Genomic DNA, 15676 nt, shown 5'->3' with positions numbered 1-15676 from the left:
GGACAGCTTTCTGGACCGGCTTCCGAGGCTTAATTAGCTCAGGTCAGCCTATGGATTTTCCCAGCCCTGCCTGTGCGTGGCCTGTGCCCGGATCACCGCAAACCACACCATGCGGAACTACGCTGGAGCCGGGTCGAAGGAAGGACATCCATGATCGTGCAACTGCGCCTCTGCGTGCCTGCGGACTTGTCCGAGGCCGTCCTTGAATGCTGCTCAGGTCAAACCGGCGCCGCGGAGGTGGCACTTCACAAAGGCGCGTCCGTGGTACCGCCCGGCGACGTGATCACCGTCCAGATCGCCCGGGAATCCGCGGAAGGGCTGATCGGGCGGCTTCATGCCCTCAAGGTTCCGGACCTGGGCTCAATCTCCGTCTCGTCACCCGACTTGGTCTTGTCCAAGCGCGCCGACGACGCCGAGAAGGCAGCGCCCGGCGAATCGGCAGACGCCGTCATTTGGGACGAGGTTTCCAGGCAAACGGGCGAGGACTCAAAACTGACGTGGAGCTTCCTGGCATTCCTGGTGATTGCTACACAGTTGGCAGCGATCGGAATTGTGACCGATTCAACGATCGCAATTGTGGGTGCCATGGTGGTTGGGCCGGAGTTTGGACCCCTTGCCGCGTTGGCGGTGGGACTGGTGGAACGGAAGTGGCGATTGGTACGGGCCTCGCTGCTCGCCCTTGCTGTTGGCTTTCCCCTGTCCATGGTGGTCACCGCAATTGCCGCATGGTTGTCCGTACCCCTTGGGTTGTTTCCGGACGACACACTCGAGCGCGGATCCGCCGTCGAGTTCATTTACCATCCGGGCCCATACTCGCTGATAGTGGCTGCACTCGCGGGCGGGGCGGGAATGCTCTCCATGATCACGCATCGATCCTCAGCGCTGGTGGGTGTCTTCATTTCCGTCACTACTGTTCCGGCTGCCGGCTATGTTGCCGTCGCCCTGGTGCTGGGTGAATACAGCAAAGCGGCAGGATCAGCCATGCAGCTGGCACTCAACCTGGTAGGAATCGTGTCAGCTGCAGCTGCTGTGTTGCTGTTCTACCGGCTCGTCGGCAAGCGGGTCTCCCTGGCCCGGCGACCATCCGCCTCAGGACGACGCGCTGACATGGGCCGACGCTCCTTTGCCAACCGGCGGGCCAGGTAGCGGGCATCGCGGGTAACTCCGGGAAGTGTTGCCGACGCGGCAGCGAACAGGAACTCCTGGCCGATGAAGTACACGCCTGGAACGTCGTTGGCCACTCCCCTGGTCTGCCTCGGCTCACCTCGATCGTCGAACACCGGCAGCTTCACCCACGAGTAATCCTCGTGATAGCCCGTGCACCAGATAACGTTTGCGGCCTCGACCCGTGTCCCATCATCCAAGACCGGCAAACCGTGTGAAACCCCCTCCAATCTGGGGCCAAGCTGGACTCCGGCGGCCGCCAAGTCCTTGGTCTTTGTCCTGATCAGCGGGGCAGCCATGCTCTTAAAACCCGGAGCTGCCTTTCGTCCGATGGGCGTGTTGAGCGTGAGGACATGGACACCAAGGAATTTGACGACCGGCAAGGCAAAACGCGCCGCTGTCCGGCCGTGGCGCATCGGCATCTCGCCACTGGGCTTGCCGGCAAGCACAGTGTGATGGGATCGCCCGAGCTCAAACGCGATCTCCGCCCCGGAGTTTCCCAGGCCGACCACCAGCACAGTTCCAGCCTGCAGTTGACCCGGGTTCTTGTAGTCCTGTGAATGCAGCTGGACAATCGCTTGATCCAGCTCTCCCGCGAAGGGTGGCTGCTTCGGAATACGGTGTCCGCCCGTGGCAATCACCACGTTGCGGGCGTGCCAGGTGCGGTCCCCTGCCCGGACTGCGAAAACATCACCGTCGGCTACGATTTCGTCCACACGGGTGCTTGCAACGAAGGGTAGGTCGAAGCGGCGTACATAGTCCTCCAAGTAATCGGCCAACTGATCCTTGGTTGGGAAAGCCAGGCGGTCGCCGGGGAATGGACTGCCCGGAAGGCCGTCATACTTGGCGGGTGTGAAGAGTTTGAGGGAGTCCCACCGCTGCCGCCAGGCCTCCCCCGGCCTCTTGTATTGATCCAGGATCAGGAAGTCCCGCCCTTCCCGGGCCAGCCAGAACCCGAGCGCGAGCCCGGCCTGGCCACCTCCCACGATCACGGTGTCCATTTCTGTGTCCTGATGCGCTTCCATGGCTGTTCCCCTTCCATCTGTGGTGCTGCCTGGGTGCTGATACAGCCAAGATATTGCTGCGGACTCCGCCACCGCGTCGGCCGAATTGCGCATACCAGGAGCCGGGGCATGGGTATTCCTACCCACCAACTGAGGGAAATTCAGCGAATCAGGCCGTGCTCAAAGGCGTAGCTGGTGGCAGCCGCCCTGGACGGCACAGCGAGCTTGGAAAAGATATTGCTCAGGTGCCGGGCCACGGTTTTCTCGCTGAGATACAGCTCGCGTGCAATCGCTTTGTTCGCCAGGCCACCGGCGACGAGCCGCAGGACTTCCACTTCCCGCACCGTCAGTGAGGACGGGTCCTTGGGTTTGTGACCGGCAAGTTCCAAGACTTCGGCCGCTGCCGGGGTTGCCCCCAGATCAGCGAATTCAGCTGTGGCCGCCTCGTACTCCATGGCCGCCGAGTCCACATCGCCCAATGCTGCGCACGCCCGGCCGGCAAGGACCCGGCATCGTGCAGCCTGATAGGGGGCTTCCAAGCTGTACCAAATCCGCCAAGCCCTCCTCGATGCTTGAAGCGAGCCCGCGGGATCGCCCTCGGCAAGCAGCACATGGGCTGAGGCCAGGGAAGCAAACGCCAACTCCAAGGGCCGGCTTTCACTGTGCAACGGTGCAGACAACTCATCTGAGGCGGCCCTTGCGGCGGCCACGTCTCCTGCGGCAAGCTCGATGTCCACGACGGCGGGGAGCAGCCGGCGACGGTTGGCCGGATCCGCGCCGGACAACGCCCGGCGCATGGTGTTTTTCGCCTGTGCCGTTTTGTGCTGGACCAGGTGGAGGTACGCGATTCCCGGGACGGGTTCGAAGCCTGTCTCTGCAGCCTTTGCATAGGCACGACCTGCGTCGTCCAACCACCCCGTCAGACGAAGAACTTCGCCCTGCTGGTACCAGCTGCCGAAGGTGGCATCCGGGTCACCCTTCCTGATCCGCCCCTCGGCCGCCCGTGCAACGGACAGGGCTTCGTCCCAGGCACCATGGAGGATGAGCAACTCTGCACGGTTTGCCTGGCACTGGCCACTGAACATCACCATGTCCGGACGTTCGCCGCACCACCGTTCCAGTGCGGCCGTCCACTCCTGGGCCCTGTGGACGTCCTGGGCCAGGCGGCAACTTCCCAGAACGGCGCAGTAGATGATTCCCGCAGGTATGGGAGAGACTTCTCCGGAAGTCACCGACACCATGACCTCGTCAAGGAGTTCCAGCCCCTCATCCATGCGTCCAAGTGAAACCCGTGAGGTGCCCACTCCGAGCATTCCCATCGCTTGGAGATCGCGGTCATGGAGGAGGGTGCCAATCTCCAATGCCCTGCCGAACACACCGTGCCCGGCTTCAGGGTCGCCCGCCCTCAACAAACCCAGTCCGGCAGGAATGAGGAGGTAGCCTTCCGCGGAACTGGGGCCGGCCAGGCCCTCAAGCAAATGCTTCGCGCGGGCCAACCATCCTTGTCCGAGTGCCTGCTCGCCCATGTCCATGAGGAACATGACCAGCCAAGCGGCGCATCGCGCTGCACTGTTCGCGTCCCCCATGGTCAGGTATTCGTCGTGCGCCCGGGTCAGATACTGCACACTCTCCGTGTTCAGTCCGAGCAGCATGGCCACCGAAGCAACCAGTTCGATGTCCTGGGGAGGCAGTCCGCCTTCGGCGTCCGCGCGGACAAGGCAATCAAGGGCATCACTCCAGCGGCGTTCGGAGTATGCCGAGCGTCCCAGGTCCAAGTCTGTATCCGGAGCTGTCATGGCTCACCCTGCGGGTGGTGGCGGCCCGGTTGGTACCCAAGCCGCAGCGTTTAGCGTCAGGTTACCGCCGCCGTCGAACGCCGACAATAGCGTCGCCGCGCCGCAGGTGACGACAAAAAACCCCGGTCACCAACGTGACCGGGGTTCCTTGGACAGGCTGCTAGTGGCTGTGGCCTGCGTGTGCGTCTTCTTCCTCAGCCGGCTTCTCGACAACCAGGGTCTCGGTGGTGAGAACCAAGGCAGCGATGGAAGCGGCGTTGCGGAGAGCGGAACGGGTGACCTTGACGGGGTCGATCACGCCAGCGGCGATCAGGTCCTCGTACTCGCCGGACTTGGCGTTGAAACCGTGGTTGGCTTCCAGCTCGGAAACCTTGGCAACAACCACGAAGCCGTCGAAGCCGGCGTTCTGGGCGATCCAACGCAGCGGCTGGATCAGGGCGCGGCGGACGATGCCCACAGCTGCTGCTGCGTCACCTTCCAGTGCCTTGACGGCCGGGGACTCGTCCAGTGCCTTGAGGGCGTGGATGAGGGCGGAACCGCCGCCGGAGACGATGCCTTCTTCGAGGGCTGCGCGCGTGGAGGAAACAGCGTCCTCGATGCGGTGCTTCTTTTCCTTCAGCTCAACCTCGGTGGCTGCGCCAACCTTGATCACGCCGATGCCGCCGGCCAGCTTGGCCAGGCGTTCCTGCAGCTTTTCCTTGTCCCAGTCGGAGTCCGTCCGGGTGAGCTCAGCACGCAGCTGTGCTACGCGGTCGGCGACGTCCTGGGCCGTACCGGCTCCGTCCACGATGGTGGTGTTGTCCTTGGTTACCGTGATGCGGCGCGCGGTACCGAGTACTTCGAGGCCAACGGTGTCCAGTGTCAGGCCGAGGTCCGGGGAAACAACCTGGGCTCCCGTAAGCGTGGCGATGTCCTGGAGCATGGCCTTGCGGCGGTCGCCGAAGCCCGGAGCCTTGACGGCAACAACGTTGAGCGTGCCGCGGATGCGGTTGACGATCAGCGTGGAAAGGGCTTCGCCTTCGATGTCTTCAGCAATGATGAAGAGCGGCTTGTTGGCCTGCAGGGCCTTCTCCAGAAGCGGCAGGAAGTCCTGCAGCGAGGAGATTTTGCCCTGGTTGATCAGGATGAGGGCGTCTTCGAGGACGGCTTCCTGGCGCTCTGCGTCGGTGACGAAGTACGGGGACAGGTAGCCCTTGTCGAACTGCATGCCTTCGGTCAGAACCAGCTCGGTCTGCGTGGTGGAGGACTCTTCAATGGTGATGACACCGTCCTTGCCAACCTTGCCGAACGCTTCGGCAAGGAGCTCGCCGACCTCGTCGCTCTGCGCGGAGATGGCTGCAACGCTGGCAACCTGGGTGCCTTCGACTTCGCGGGCGTTCTCCAGGAGGCGGGCGGCGATGGCTTCAACGGAAACCTCGATGCCGCGCTTGATCTCGCCCGGAGCGGCGCCGGCAGCAACGTTGCGCAGGCCTTCCTTGACCAGGGCCTGGGCAAGCACGGTGGCTGTGGTGGTGCCGTCGCCGGCGACATCGTTGGTCTTGGTGGCTACTTCCTTGGCCAGCTGGGCGCCAAGGTTCTCGTAGGGGTCGTCAAGCTCAACTTCGCGGGCGATGGTGACGCCGTCGTTGGTGATCGTGGGAGCGCCCCACTTCTTGTCCAGCACGACGTTGCGGCCGCGCGGGCCAAGCGTCACCTTGACAGTGTTGGCGAGCTTGTCGATACCGGCCTCAAGAGACCGGCGGGCAGCATCGTTAAAAGCAAGCTGCTTTGCCATGGTTGTGTCCTTTCAAGACAGAAAACCCGCACCGCTGACGGTCGGAATGATTCCAACTCGGCGGCGGTGCGGGGCTCCGGGAAGTTACTTTACGACGATCGCAAGGACGTCGCGGGCGGACAGAACGAGGTACTCGTTGCCGCCGGTCTTGACTTCGGTTCCACCGTACTTGGAGTAGATGACGACGTCGCCAACAGCTACGTCAACCGGTACGCGGTTACCGTTGTCATCGAAGCGGCCGGGGCCGATTGCAACAACTTCGCCTTCCTGCGGCTTCTCCTGTGCGGAGTCCGGAATTACCAGGCCGGAAGCCGTGGTCTGCTCTGCTTCGAGCGGGCGAACAACAATACGATCCTCAAGAGGCTTAATCGAGACCGACACTCGGACTCTCCTTTTCATGAGCTGATTCATGGACTAAGAACTAGGGTGCCGGAGCGTACAACCGTCGTCGCGGTGCCGGAAGACGCTTGGCGTGATTAGCACCCTCCGGGGGAGAGTGCTAACAAGACTCTATGTAAGTGGTTAGCACTCGGTCAAGGTGAGTGCCAGCATTTCGTCATGGGTGAACGTCCATCAACGGCCGGTGAGGTCGTCCAGATCGTAGTCTTCGCCGTCGTCGTCCTCATCAAGCGGTGCATTGCCGCGGTTCAGGTACAGCAGCACGGCAGAAGCAACAGCGACGACGCCGGCAATCACCAGGGTGATAATGCCACCGGTCCGGGCGCCGCTGTAGAGCTCGCGAATGTCGCGTGCCTCGTCGGTGGCGTCGTTGACGCTTTTCCCGGCCACCGAATACGTGGCCGCATTAAAAGAATCCAGCGCGAAGATAATGATCAGCAGGCCGATGCAAACCACCGCGATCACGGCCCCCGCGATGAGGGCGGGTCGGGCAAACTTTGTGATGGTGGAGGGTTGCGGGGCTGCGTTGTCGTCCATGAAAACAACCCTATCTGGCTGATTCGCAAGTCACGTTGTCAAGTGCCGCGCCGTTAGGCTTGATCCCATGCCTCACGCACCGCAGGAACAGATCGCACCCTTGCTGACCACCGAAGGATGGGAACTTCTTGCCTCCTTGGGGCCTTACCGGGAGTCCGAGGCATTCAGCGTCAACGCCGATCTCCGGAAGGCAGGCCACTCCCCTGAACTCGTGGCGGCGGTCCTGACCCAATCACGGTTGAGGACCCGTGCGGAAGCCAAGTTTGGCGAGTTCGCGCGCCAGATGCTGTTCACCCAGGCCGGCTTGGAACAGGCCACCCGGTTGAACGTCGCTGCCCGGCACGCCGAACGTTTCGCCAAGGCCGGCATCACCCACGTGGCAGACCTTGGATGCGGGCTCGGTGCCGATTCGATGGCGATGGCCTCCATGGACATTGCCGTCACGGCCGTGGAAATGGATGAAACCACAGCTGCGTGCGCCACCATCAACCTCATGCCTTTCCCGCACGCCACCGTGGTGCACTCCGATGCCACGTCCGTGGAACTGGACGGGATCGACGGCGTGTGGCTGGATCCGGCCCGGCGCACCACCTCCACATCGGGGACAAAGCGGATCTGGGACCCGGAAGCGTTCTCCCCGCCGCTGTCGTTCGTGGAGCGCCTGGCGGCCACCGGCCGCGCCATCGGCGTCAAAATGGGTCCGGGCATCCCCCACGACTCCGTGCCATCGGGCTGCGAAGCCCAGTGGGTCTCGGTGGGCGGCGACGTCACCGAAGTCACCTTGTGGTTCAACGCAGTGGCCCGCCCAGGCGTGCGTCGGGCCGCCCTGGTCATTGGCAGCCAGGGCGCAGCCGAAATCACCAGCGGCGAGGATTTCGACGGCGGTCCGGTGGCCGCCGTCGGGCCCGTTGAAGGTTTCTTGTACGAGCCCGATGGTGCGGTGATCCGCGCAGGCCTGGTGGCCGACGTCGCTGAGCGGCTCGGCGGGCACCTGGTGGATGAGCACATCGCCTACATCTGCGCACCCGAACTGCATGACACTCCATTTGCCCGCGCCTACAAGGTGCTCGAAGTGATGCCCTACAACGTCAAGGCCCTCAAAGCCTGGGTGAAAAACAATGGCATCACCGTGCTGGACATCAAGAAGCGCGGCACGGCAGTGACCCCGGAGGAGCTACGGAAGCAGTTGCTCCCCGCCAAGCCATCCAAGGGCAAGGACGCGAAAACAGCCACCCTGGTCCTCACCAGGATCGGCGAGGAGAGAGTGGCTGTTGTGGTGGAGCCGGTCTCGGTCTAGCCCGGGTCAGCGGCGCGAGAACTCCGAAGCTTCGCGGACCTGGGCAGCACCGGGGCGCACGCCTGTGTACAACACGAACTGTTCTTCTGCCTGGATGGCGATGACCTCGGCCCCGGTGATCACCTTCTTGCCGGCGTTCCGGGCCGCAGTGATGAGCGGAGTCTCCGAGGGCAGCGCAACGACGTCGAACACTGCCTGGGCAGCGGCAATCGCAGCGTCGTCGAAGGACTGTGCGGTCTCATCTTCACCTGCCATTCCGAGCGGTGTGACGTTGATGATGAGGTCCGCAGTTGAACCATTGACGTCGTCCTGCCACCCAAATCCGTACAGGTCCGCAAGGGCACGGCCAGTGGTTTCGTTGCGGGCAACGATGGTGACGGCGGTGAATCCCGCGTCACGGAGGGCTGCGGCCATGGCTTTGGCCATGCCGCCGGCACCGCGTAGCAGAACAGTGTGGCTCTGGGGAACCTGGTGGTCCTTCAAAAGCCTTGCGATAGCGATGTAGTCCGTGTTGTAGGCCGTGAGCACGCCGTCATTGTTCACGATGGTGTTCACCGAATCAATGGCCTTGGCCGATGGGTCCATCACGTCAACCAGGGGGATGACGGCCTCCTTGTAGGGCATGGACACCGCGGCGCCCCGAATCGGGAGGCCGCGGATGCCAGCCACTGCGAGCGTGATGTCCGCCGGGGCGAACGCCTTGTAGACAAAGTTCAAGCCGAGCAGATCGTACAAATAGTTGTGGAACCGGGTACCGATGTTGCTGGGCCGGGCCGCGAGCGAAATGCACAGGGACATGTCTTTGTTCAGGATTGGCATTCCCCCATTAAACAACGCCCATTAACCCTGCCGCTTAGCCTTGCCGCGCCTTCATCCGAGGGTTGTTCTTGTTGATCACGAATGTGCGTCCACGACGCCGGACGATCTGTGCCCCGGGAATCTTCTTGAGGGCTCGCAGCGAGTTCCTGACCTTCATGGTGTTTCTCCTTCTATTGGGGTGGGTTGGCGTGTTGGGTTGGCATGGGCTTAGAGGGCGTCGCTGAGCTCCAGGGGGTCGTCCCAGACCTCGAAGCCCAGTTCCATCTCCGCCTCGGTGAGTTGGCAGCCGTCCAGGAGCCCGCGGATCTCCCCCGCGTCGATGTCCTCGCAGCGCCCGGTGATGGCCAGGACCGTGCCGCGGTCGCCATGATGCGGATGCCAGTCCAGGAAAGCGTCGACGTCGGCGCCCGGCTTTCCGGCGTGGGCCTGTCCAGGTGCGGCAGCAGCCGAGTCGGCCAGCCACCTCCCCGTACTTTCGAGCCAGACCCTCGGCCCGATTCCCTGGACCGCGATGCGGGTGGCGGGAGCAGACGCAATCCACAGGCGGCCACGCATCCAATGGGTGCCTACGGCCAGTTGGGGCAGCGCATCACGGAAGCGCCCCGGATGCAACGGACGGCCTGCTTTGTGGAGCACCGTCCGGAAGGAACCTGACGTTTCGCTAACGGGAACACGTACGACGCCGGGCCGGTTACGGGCCGCTGCTTCGGCGTCGTCGAAGCATCCCGGCCGGAAGTCCCCTGCCGAACCAACCACGTTTGCATGGGGGGCCAACTGGCCAAGAAGTTCCAGTCCCAGCAGCCATGCCGCCGACCCCTCGCGCGGTTCCCCGGTCAATACTGCGCCCAAGCCGGGTCGAACCATCACGGTGTCCACCTGCCCAAACTCCCCGATCAGGAATTCGCCGCTGGTGCGCTCGTCCTGTGGCATGGAGGTGAACCCGGATTCGAACAGGGTGTGACGGTCCCAGATGTGGTCGTCCAGGTCCACGGGGTCCAAGGCGAGCACGGCGTTGTCTATGACGGCGGGCCGGCTGAGGCCGCGGCGAAGCTCTGCTACGGCCATTCCGGCCGCGACTCCGGGTGGCAAGCCGAGGACCACGTGGTCGAAACCGCAGGCGGCGAGGCGTTCCGCCGTCGGGACTACATCCAACCTGACTGTGCAGCTGAGGCAGCCATGTTCCAGGACTGTGGTTTCGCGTTCAAACAACTGGCCGCCACGGTACACCCGCCGCAGGACCAACGAGCCATCCAGGAGGTCATGGAGGACCACGACGGAATTGGCGTGGGTCCGGCCGAGCCGTTCAGTGGTGGCCTCACGGCATTGGCTGTCCAGGGAACTGACGACTGTGAGGTGCATGCGTCGACTCTAATGAGAATCATTATTATTAGCAAATGACGGCTCCTTTGCCCCACCAATCTGCCGATATCACCGGTGTTCCGGCTGCATTAGACTTGATCCGACCGCTGGCGGCCCCGCAGCGGGGAACCGCGCCCGGGTGGGAGAACACAATGAGGGGACTACGTGCAGATTGATTTTGCGCCATCCAGGCAATCGACACTGGGTGTGGAATGGGAGTTGGCGCTCGTCAATGCACGCACCGGGGAACTGGTATCCGTCGCGAACGATGTCCTCAAAGGCGTTTCCGCCAACCACCCCGACCTCAACGAGGACGACGAACACCCCCACATCAAGCGCGAGCTGCTCCTCAACACCGTTGAACTCGTCACGGGGATCTGCGAAACGGTCAAGGACGCCAAGGAAGACCTCAGCCGCTCCCTCGCCGCTGTCCGCGAAGTCACTGACCCCATGGGTGTTGAAGTGTTTTGCGCTGGAAGCCACCCCTTCAGCCCGCCCTTGCTCCAGCCCGTGACGGACAAAGAGCGCTACGCCAAACTGATTGAGCGGACCCAATGGTGGGGCCGCCAAATGGTGATCTACGGCGTTCACGTGCACGTGGGCATCGACCGCCGCGACAAAGTGCTCCCCATTCTGGACGGCCTGGTCAACTACTTCCCCCATTTCCAGGCGTTGTCCGCATCCAGCCCCTACTGGGCCGGGGAAGAAACCGGCTACGCGTCCCAGCGAGCCCTCATGTTCCAGCAGCTACCCACTGCAGGGCTGCCCTTCCAGTTCGACACGTGGGAGGCATACGAGTCCTACGTCCAGGACATGTTCACCACTGGCGTCATCGACTCCACGTCCGAAATCCGCTGGGACATCCGGCCCGTTTCCAACCTGGGCACCATTGAGATGCGCATCTGCGATGGCCTTGCCACGCTTGAAGAAGTGGGTGCCATTGCTGCGCTGACCCAGTGCCTGGTGGACGAGTTCTCCTCCATCCTGGACGCCGGCGGCACCATCCCCACCATGCCTCCGTGGCATGTGCAGGAGAACAAGTGGCGTGCCGCACGGTACGGCCTGGAAGCCATCATCATCCTCGACGCCGAGGGCAACGAGCAGCTTGTCACGGAGCACCTTGCGGAAACCGTCGAGCGGCTGGGTCCGGTGGCAGCAAAGCTCGGCTGCTCCGAAGAACTGGCCGACGTCTTGAAGATTGTCGAACGCGGAGCCAGCTACCAGCGCCAGCGGCGGGTTGCCGCTGAGCACAACGGAGACCTGCAGGCAGTGGTCATGGACCTCGTCCAGCAAATGCGCAAGGGTCCCGACGCCTAAGTCGCCGGTTGGGTGCCTTCCCGGGCAGGAAAAGCCTGGGCGGGCACCGACACAGTAGTCACCGGCATCGAGGAATCGGGCGCGAAAGAGACACCGCTCGGGCCGATGCCTGCCATGATCAGCTGGGCACCGAGGGCCGCCACCATGGCCCCGTTGTCCGTACAGAGGTCCAGCGGCGGCACATGCAGCGTGATTCCAGCTGAGGTACAGCGCTGCCCGGTCAGTTCCCGGAGCCGCGAGTTGGCTGCCACTCCCCCGCCAAGGAGGACGTCGGTGATGCCGTTTTCCTTGCAGGCCAGGACGGCCTTTGAACTGATGACGTCAACCACGGCTTCCTGGAAAGCCGCTGCGATGTCGGCCACCGGCACTTCCTCGCCACGGGCCTCGAACTGTTCCACGCACCGGGCCACGGCTGTCTTCAAGCCGCTGAACGACCAGTCGTAGCGGTGCGGGCCCTTGTCCTCGGCGGTCCCCATGTACTTGGGCTGGGTAAGGCCGCGCGGGAACCGGATGGACTTGGGGTTGCCCTGACGCGCCAGTTTGTCGATGGCAGGCCCACCCGGGTAACCGAGGCCAAGGATGCGGGCAACTTTGTCATAGGCCTCACCGGCGGCATCGTCGATGGTTGAGCCAAGCAGCTCAACGTCGTCAGTGATGCTCCTGATGCGCAGGATTTCGGTATGCCCACCTGATACCAGCAGAGCTCCGAGGTTCCCGGGCAGCTTTCCGGCTCCCAGGCCGGCGGCAGCACCGGCGTCGTGCTGTCCGTCAGTCCTGCGACGCCCATCCAGCAGCCCCACACCGACATGCGCCACCAAGTGATTAATCGCGTACAACGGTTTGCCCGTAGCCACGGCCAACGCCTTCGCAGCACAAACACCCACCATCAGGGCTCCGGCCAGGCCCGGACCGGAAGTGACGGCAATGGCGTCGATGTCGTCCAAGGTCACTCCCGCTTCGTGGAGCGATTCCTGGAGTGTCGGAACGAAAGCGTCCAGGTGCGCACGCGACGCGATCTCAGGGATGACACCGCCGAATCGCACGTGCTCGTCCATGGATGAGGACACCGTATTGGTGAGCAGGGTGGTACCCCGCACGATGCCGACGCCGGTCTCGTCGCAGGAAGACTCGATACCGAGCACCAATGGCTGCCGGGGCTGTTCCGGATAAGGCCCGCTCACGCTGTGGCTCCTTCGTGGGGTTTGTTCAATTCAAGCCGCATGATCAGGGCGTCAGTGCCGTCGCGGTAGTAGCGGGGACGGACGTGGATCTGCTCGAACCCGAAGCGCAAGTACAGTTGCTGCGCGCGGGGATTGTCCGCGCGGACTTCCAACAGCACGTCCGCCGCACGGCGGCGCCGCGCTTCATCGATCAATTCGGTCAGGACAGCGGAGCCGATTCCCCTGCCTTCGAATTCAGGCACGACGGCGATCGTCTGGACGTCCGCGATCGGCTCGATGCACATCAACCCGGCGTAGGCCACGATCTCCCCCGCAACCTCGGCCACCACATAGCGACGGGTCCCGGGCTGGGCCAATTCGTCGAAGAACATCTGCAGTGGCCAGGCGTCCACGGGGAACAGCCGACGCTCCAAGGCCTCCACCGCCGGGATGTCGGCCTCCGTCATGTCCCGCAGGGATACCCCGGCGAGCTCAAGCTTGGGTGAGAGTTTCACAGGTTCCGTCCCATCACAGAGCACGCTTCCGGGGCCCGGGAACCTGGGCATCCGATTCCCGCAAGTACAGGGGTGTGGAGTCGAGCAACGCCTGCCCGGCCGTGAGCTTGGCCAAGGCGAACTGGCCCAGCGACGCTGCATCGGGCTGGGTCCGGGCGAAGTCGCCATCCGCCCTGAGGACGTCGGCGTACAAGCCTGCGCCGGCGCCGAATACCGGCAGGTCCGGAAGTCCGGAGGCGAAGCCCACATGCGGGCCGTCCACGAGCACGGGAAGTTGGCTGTCGACCAGTGTGTATCGCGCCCAGTAAACCTCTTTGCGCCGGGCATCTGTGGCCACCAGGAACTCAGGCGCGGCCGAGGTGGACCCGGCCACCTCAAGGGCGATCGCGTCCAGGCTCATCAGGCCGTACAGCGGCTTGTTCCACACGAAGGCCAATGTTCGCGCCGTTGCAATGCCGGAACGCAGGCCCGTGAAGGGGCCCGGCCCTACCCCCGTGACGATCGCATCAATGTCCGCGCCCGTGACGCCTGCTCCTGCCAGGAGCTTTTCGATGCCGGGGGCCAGGACTTCAGCGTGGCTGCGGGTGTCCTCTGTAGCGAAGGAATCCACCACGCTTTCCATGGCATCGTCCGAGATCAAGGCGGCGCTTGCCACCGCGGAGGTGTCTATGGCCAGGATCAGCATCAGTTGCCTTCCTCTGGTGACATGGTTTCAAGAAGTCGCGGAGCCTCGGCCCAGCGGGGACCATACCCCCGGACAACAAGGGTGCGGGGTTCGTCGGCGTCATCGATATCGAAGTCCAGGACATCGTCCTCTGGCGATGGCATGCCAACTGCCCGGTACAGGTCAATCTCAAGGCGGCTTTCCGAGAGATGCTCCACGCGGTCCCGGCCCCATTCCACAACGGTGACTGAAGTGTCCATCGTGTTCTCCAGATCGATGTCGTCGATCTCTGCCGCCGATTCCAGCCGGTACGCATCCACATGAACCAGGTCCGGGCCGCCGGGCCGCGGACCATCGGCAAGATTGGGGTGGATACGGACCAACACAAAGGTGGGTGAAATGATGCCGGCACGGACTCCCAGACCCTCGCCGAGCCCCTGGGTGAACGTCGTCTTGCCCGCACCCAGCTCCCCGGTCAGGACCAGGAGGTCCCCGGCTTCAAGCACCTCACCCAAAGCGGCTGCGAGCGCGTGGGTCTGTTCCGCCGTCGCGACCTTCAGCGTGCGCTCCCATTGGGGATCGCTCACAGCGCCGCCGCTTCCGGTGCCTGGCGTGCAGCCGTGTGGGCTTCCGGCTGGCCGGGCATCTCGTTGATATAGCTGCGTGGTACGCGGGGACTGATCCGGGTGACGATTTCGTAGTTGTTGGTTCCCGCGGCTGCCGCCCAATCGTCTGCGGTGGGGCCGCCGTCGGCACCGTTGCCGAGCATGACGGCTTCAGCGCCCTTGAAGGCAGCCGCCGCTTCAGTCGTCAGTGGTCCGAGGTCGATGACCATTTGGTCCATCGCGATCCGGCCCACCACCGGGTAATTGACGCCGTTAACGCGGACCGGCCCGCCAGTTGCGATACGGGGAACGCCGTCGGCATATCCCAGTGGAACCAGGCCGAGTGTGCTCTCCTCACTGGTGCGGTAGTTCAGACCGTAGGAGACGCCCTGCCCCTGCGGCACCTTCTTGCAGTTGGACAGAAGTGTTCGGACAGTCATTGCCGGATGCAGGCCAAGCTCGGCGGACGTGGCGCCTTCGAATGGTGAGAGGCCGTAGATGCCGAGTCCGACGCGGACAAGGTCGAAGTGTGAGTCCGGGCGGGACAAGGCGGCGGGCGTGTTGGCAATGTGGCGGACTTCCGTGTCCACGCCGGCGTCCTCAGCCATGGCGATTGCCTCGCGGAAGATTGCGAGCTGCTCATCGGTTTCCGGGCGGTGGGGTTCATCGGCAACAGCGAGGTGCGAGAAAATACCAACCACCCGCAACAGGCCCTGGTCCTGGTATTCCATGGCCTGGCCCAACAGCTGGTCCAGGTCCGCAATGGTGCAACCGTTACGGCCCAGGCCTGTGTCCACCTTCAGGTGGACCCGCGCGGGCCGTTCCTGTTCGCGGGCTGCCGCGACCACGGCATCCAGCTCCCAGCCTGAAATTCCGACGTCGATTCCGGCGGCCACCGCCGCTTGGAAGTTGCTTTCACGGGTGTGCAACCAAGCAAGCAAGGGGGCATCCACGCCGGCTGCGCGCAAGGCAAGTGCCTCCGAAATGTGCGCGACGCCGAGCCAGGCGGCTCCGGCGTCGAGGGCTGCCCGGGCCACCTGGACGGCTCCGTGGCCATAGGCGTCCGCCTTAACCACCGCCATGACCGCGGCGGGCGATGCGATGGCGACGAACTGTCGAACATTGTGCCGCACGGCTTCAAGGTCAATCACGGCGGAGCGTTCCAGCACCGCCGACTTTGCTATGGAGGCTTTCGACCCGATACCGATTTCTGCAGCTGCTTCGTAAGTCACCCTAGAGATTCTAGTAGTGCCGGTGAATTCGGGT

Annotated in this window: 16 protein-coding genes; 3 read left to right on the top strand and 13 right to left on the bottom strand. The window is 63.7% G+C overall.

Translation table 11 applies throughout. The features are described 5' to 3' along the window. Positions 1-150 precede the first annotated feature (150 nt). A complete protein-coding gene (locus LN996_RS06100; protein ID WP_231339540.1) occupies positions 151-1146 on the top strand; it encodes a DUF389 domain-containing protein in 996 nt (331 codons plus the stop codon). Here LN996_RS06100 and LN996_RS06095 read toward each other — a convergent pair. The 5 genes from LN996_RS06095 to LN996_RS06075 form a co-directional block, all read right to left on the bottom strand. Then, positions 1041-2189, bottom strand: a complete 1149-nt coding sequence (locus LN996_RS06095) for an NAD(P)/FAD-dependent oxidoreductase (RefSeq protein WP_231339539.1) — start codon at positions 2187-2189, stop codon at positions 1041-1043. The two genes, LN996_RS06100 and LN996_RS06095, sit on opposite strands and share 106 nt — an antisense overlap. Positions 2190-2329: 140 nt before the next feature. Then, positions 2330-3964, bottom strand: a complete 1635-nt coding sequence (locus LN996_RS06090; RefSeq protein ID WP_231339538.1) for a response regulator transcription factor — start codon at positions 3962-3964, stop codon at positions 2330-2332. A gap of 160 nt (positions 3965-4124) precedes the next feature. Then, positions 4125-5738 (bottom strand): chaperonin GroEL, encoded by a 1614-nt coding sequence (gene groL, locus LN996_RS06085; protein WP_231339537.1) that lies wholly within the window; start codon positions 5736-5738, stop codon positions 4125-4127. Between the two features lie 84 nt (positions 5739-5822). Continuing rightward, positions 5823-6119, bottom strand: coding sequence for a co-chaperone GroES (groES, locus tag LN996_RS06080; protein ID WP_011775524.1), 297 nt, complete (start codon positions 6117-6119; stop codon positions 5823-5825). 192 nt (positions 6120-6311) lie between these two features. Then, the gene (locus LN996_RS06075) at positions 6312-6674 is read right to left on the bottom strand and encodes a hypothetical protein (RefSeq protein ID WP_231339536.1); all 363 of its coding nucleotides are present in this window, start codon (positions 6672-6674) and stop codon (positions 6312-6314) included. Between the two features lie 67 nt (positions 6675-6741). Here LN996_RS06075 and LN996_RS06070 point away from each other — a divergent pair, with 67 nt between their 5' ends. Continuing rightward, the gene (locus tag LN996_RS06070) at positions 6742-7971 is read left to right on the top strand and encodes a class I SAM-dependent methyltransferase (RefSeq protein WP_231339535.1); all 1230 of its coding nucleotides are present in this window, start codon (positions 6742-6744) and stop codon (positions 7969-7971) included. 6 nt (positions 7972-7977) lie between these two features. Here the strand turns inward: LN996_RS06070 and LN996_RS06065 are convergent, their stop codons facing one another. Genes LN996_RS06065 through LN996_RS06055 form a run of 3 tightly spaced genes read right to left on the bottom strand, consistent with a single transcriptional unit; the run spans position 7978 to position 10149 of the window. Further along, positions 7978-8790 (bottom strand): shikimate 5-dehydrogenase, encoded by an 813-nt coding sequence (locus tag LN996_RS06065; RefSeq protein ID WP_231339534.1) that lies wholly within the window; start codon positions 8788-8790, stop codon positions 7978-7980. 34 nt (positions 8791-8824) lie between these two features. Then, on the bottom strand, positions 8825-8947 hold the full coding sequence (gene ykgO / locus LN996_RS06060; protein ID WP_011775528.1) for a type B 50S ribosomal protein L36: 123 nt from the start codon (positions 8945-8947) through the stop codon (positions 8825-8827). Between the two features lie 50 nt (positions 8948-8997). Next, complete coding sequence (locus tag LN996_RS06055) at positions 8998-10149, bottom strand: GTP-binding protein (protein WP_231339533.1); 1152 nt, start codon at positions 10147-10149, stop codon at positions 8998-9000. A 165-nt stretch (positions 10150-10314) separates the two neighbouring features. On the opposite strand from LN996_RS06055, the gene LN996_RS06050 reads away from it, so the two are divergent. Next, positions 10315-11466 carry a glutamate--cysteine ligase gene (locus LN996_RS06050; RefSeq protein ID WP_231339532.1) on the top strand — a complete coding sequence of 384 codons (1152 nt, stop codon included), beginning with the start codon at positions 10315-10317 and terminating at the stop codon, positions 11464-11466. On the opposite strand, the gene tsaD is transcribed toward LN996_RS06050, so the two are convergent. The 5 genes from tsaD to alr are packed head-to-tail and all read right to left on the bottom strand — an operon-like array spanning position 11463 to position 15642. Further along, on the bottom strand, positions 11463-12647 hold the full coding sequence (gene tsaD, locus LN996_RS06045) for a tRNA (adenosine(37)-N6)-threonylcarbamoyltransferase complex transferase subunit TsaD (protein WP_231339531.1): 1185 nt from the start codon (positions 12645-12647) through the stop codon (positions 11463-11465). The genes LN996_RS06050 and tsaD overlap by 4 nt on opposite strands. Continuing rightward, positions 12644-13141, bottom strand: coding sequence for a ribosomal protein S18-alanine N-acetyltransferase (gene rimI, locus LN996_RS06040; RefSeq protein ID WP_231339530.1), 498 nt, complete (start codon positions 13139-13141; stop codon positions 12644-12646). Before rimI ends, tsaD begins: the two co-directional genes overlap by 4 nt. Before the next feature lie 13 nt (positions 13142-13154). Continuing rightward, positions 13155-13826 carry a tRNA (adenosine(37)-N6)-threonylcarbamoyltransferase complex dimerization subunit type 1 TsaB gene (gene tsaB, locus LN996_RS06035; protein WP_231339529.1) on the bottom strand — a complete coding sequence of 224 codons (672 nt, stop codon included), beginning with the start codon at positions 13824-13826 and terminating at the stop codon, positions 13155-13157. Then, entirely contained in the window at positions 13826-14392 is a 567-nt protein-coding gene (gene tsaE, locus LN996_RS06030; protein WP_231339528.1) for a tRNA (adenosine(37)-N6)-threonylcarbamoyltransferase complex ATPase subunit type 1 TsaE, read from the bottom strand. The genes tsaB and tsaE overlap by 1 nt, the downstream gene beginning before the upstream one ends. Next, positions 14389-15642, bottom strand: a complete 1254-nt coding sequence (gene alr, locus LN996_RS06025; RefSeq protein WP_231339527.1) for an alanine racemase — start codon at positions 15640-15642, stop codon at positions 14389-14391. Before alr ends, tsaE begins: the two co-directional genes overlap by 4 nt. Positions 15643-15676: the final 34 nt, after the last annotated feature.

The organism is Arthrobacter sp. AK01 (assembly GCF_021109375.1).
Taxonomy (GTDB): domain Bacteria; phylum Actinomycetota; class Actinomycetes; order Actinomycetales; family Micrococcaceae; genus Arthrobacter.
The sequence above is the reverse complement of the archived record's forward strand: the minus strand, read 5'-3'. Positions and strand labels throughout refer to the sequence as shown.

Coding starts and splice junctions, on each gene's coding strand:
- LN996_RS06075 (WP_231339536.1), bottom strand. CDS start 6,674: ATGGACGACAACGCAGCCCCGCAACCCTCCACCATCACAAAGTTTGCC.
- groL (WP_231339537.1), bottom strand. CDS start 5,738: ATGGCAAAGCAGCTTGCTTTTAACGATGCTGCCCGCCGGTCTCTTGAG.
- LN996_RS06100 (WP_231339540.1), top strand. CDS start 151: ATGATCGTGCAACTGCGCCTCTGCGTGCCTGCGGACTTGTCCGAGGCC.
- ykgO (WP_011775528.1), bottom strand. CDS start 8,947: ATGAAGGTCAGGAACTCGCTGCGAGCCCTCAAGAAGATTCCCGGGGCA.
- LN996_RS06070 (WP_231339535.1), top strand. CDS start 6,742: ATGCCTCACGCACCGCAGGAACAGATCGCACCCTTGCTGACCACCGAA.
- LN996_RS06055 (WP_231339533.1), bottom strand. CDS start 10,149: ATGCACCTCACAGTCGTCAGTTCCCTGGACAGCCAATGCCGTGAGGCC.
- LN996_RS06065 (WP_231339534.1), bottom strand. CDS start 8,790: ATGCCAATCCTGAACAAAGACATGTCCCTGTGCATTTCGCTCGCGGCC.
- tsaB (WP_231339529.1), bottom strand. CDS start 13,826: ATGCTGATCCTGGCCATAGACACCTCCGCGGTGGCAAGCGCCGCCTTG.
- LN996_RS06090 (WP_231339538.1), bottom strand. CDS start 3,964: ATGACAGCTCCGGATACAGACTTGGACCTGGGACGCTCGGCATACTCC.
- LN996_RS06095 (WP_231339539.1), bottom strand. CDS start 2,189: ATGGAAGCGCATCAGGACACAGAAATGGACACCGTGATCGTGGGAGGT.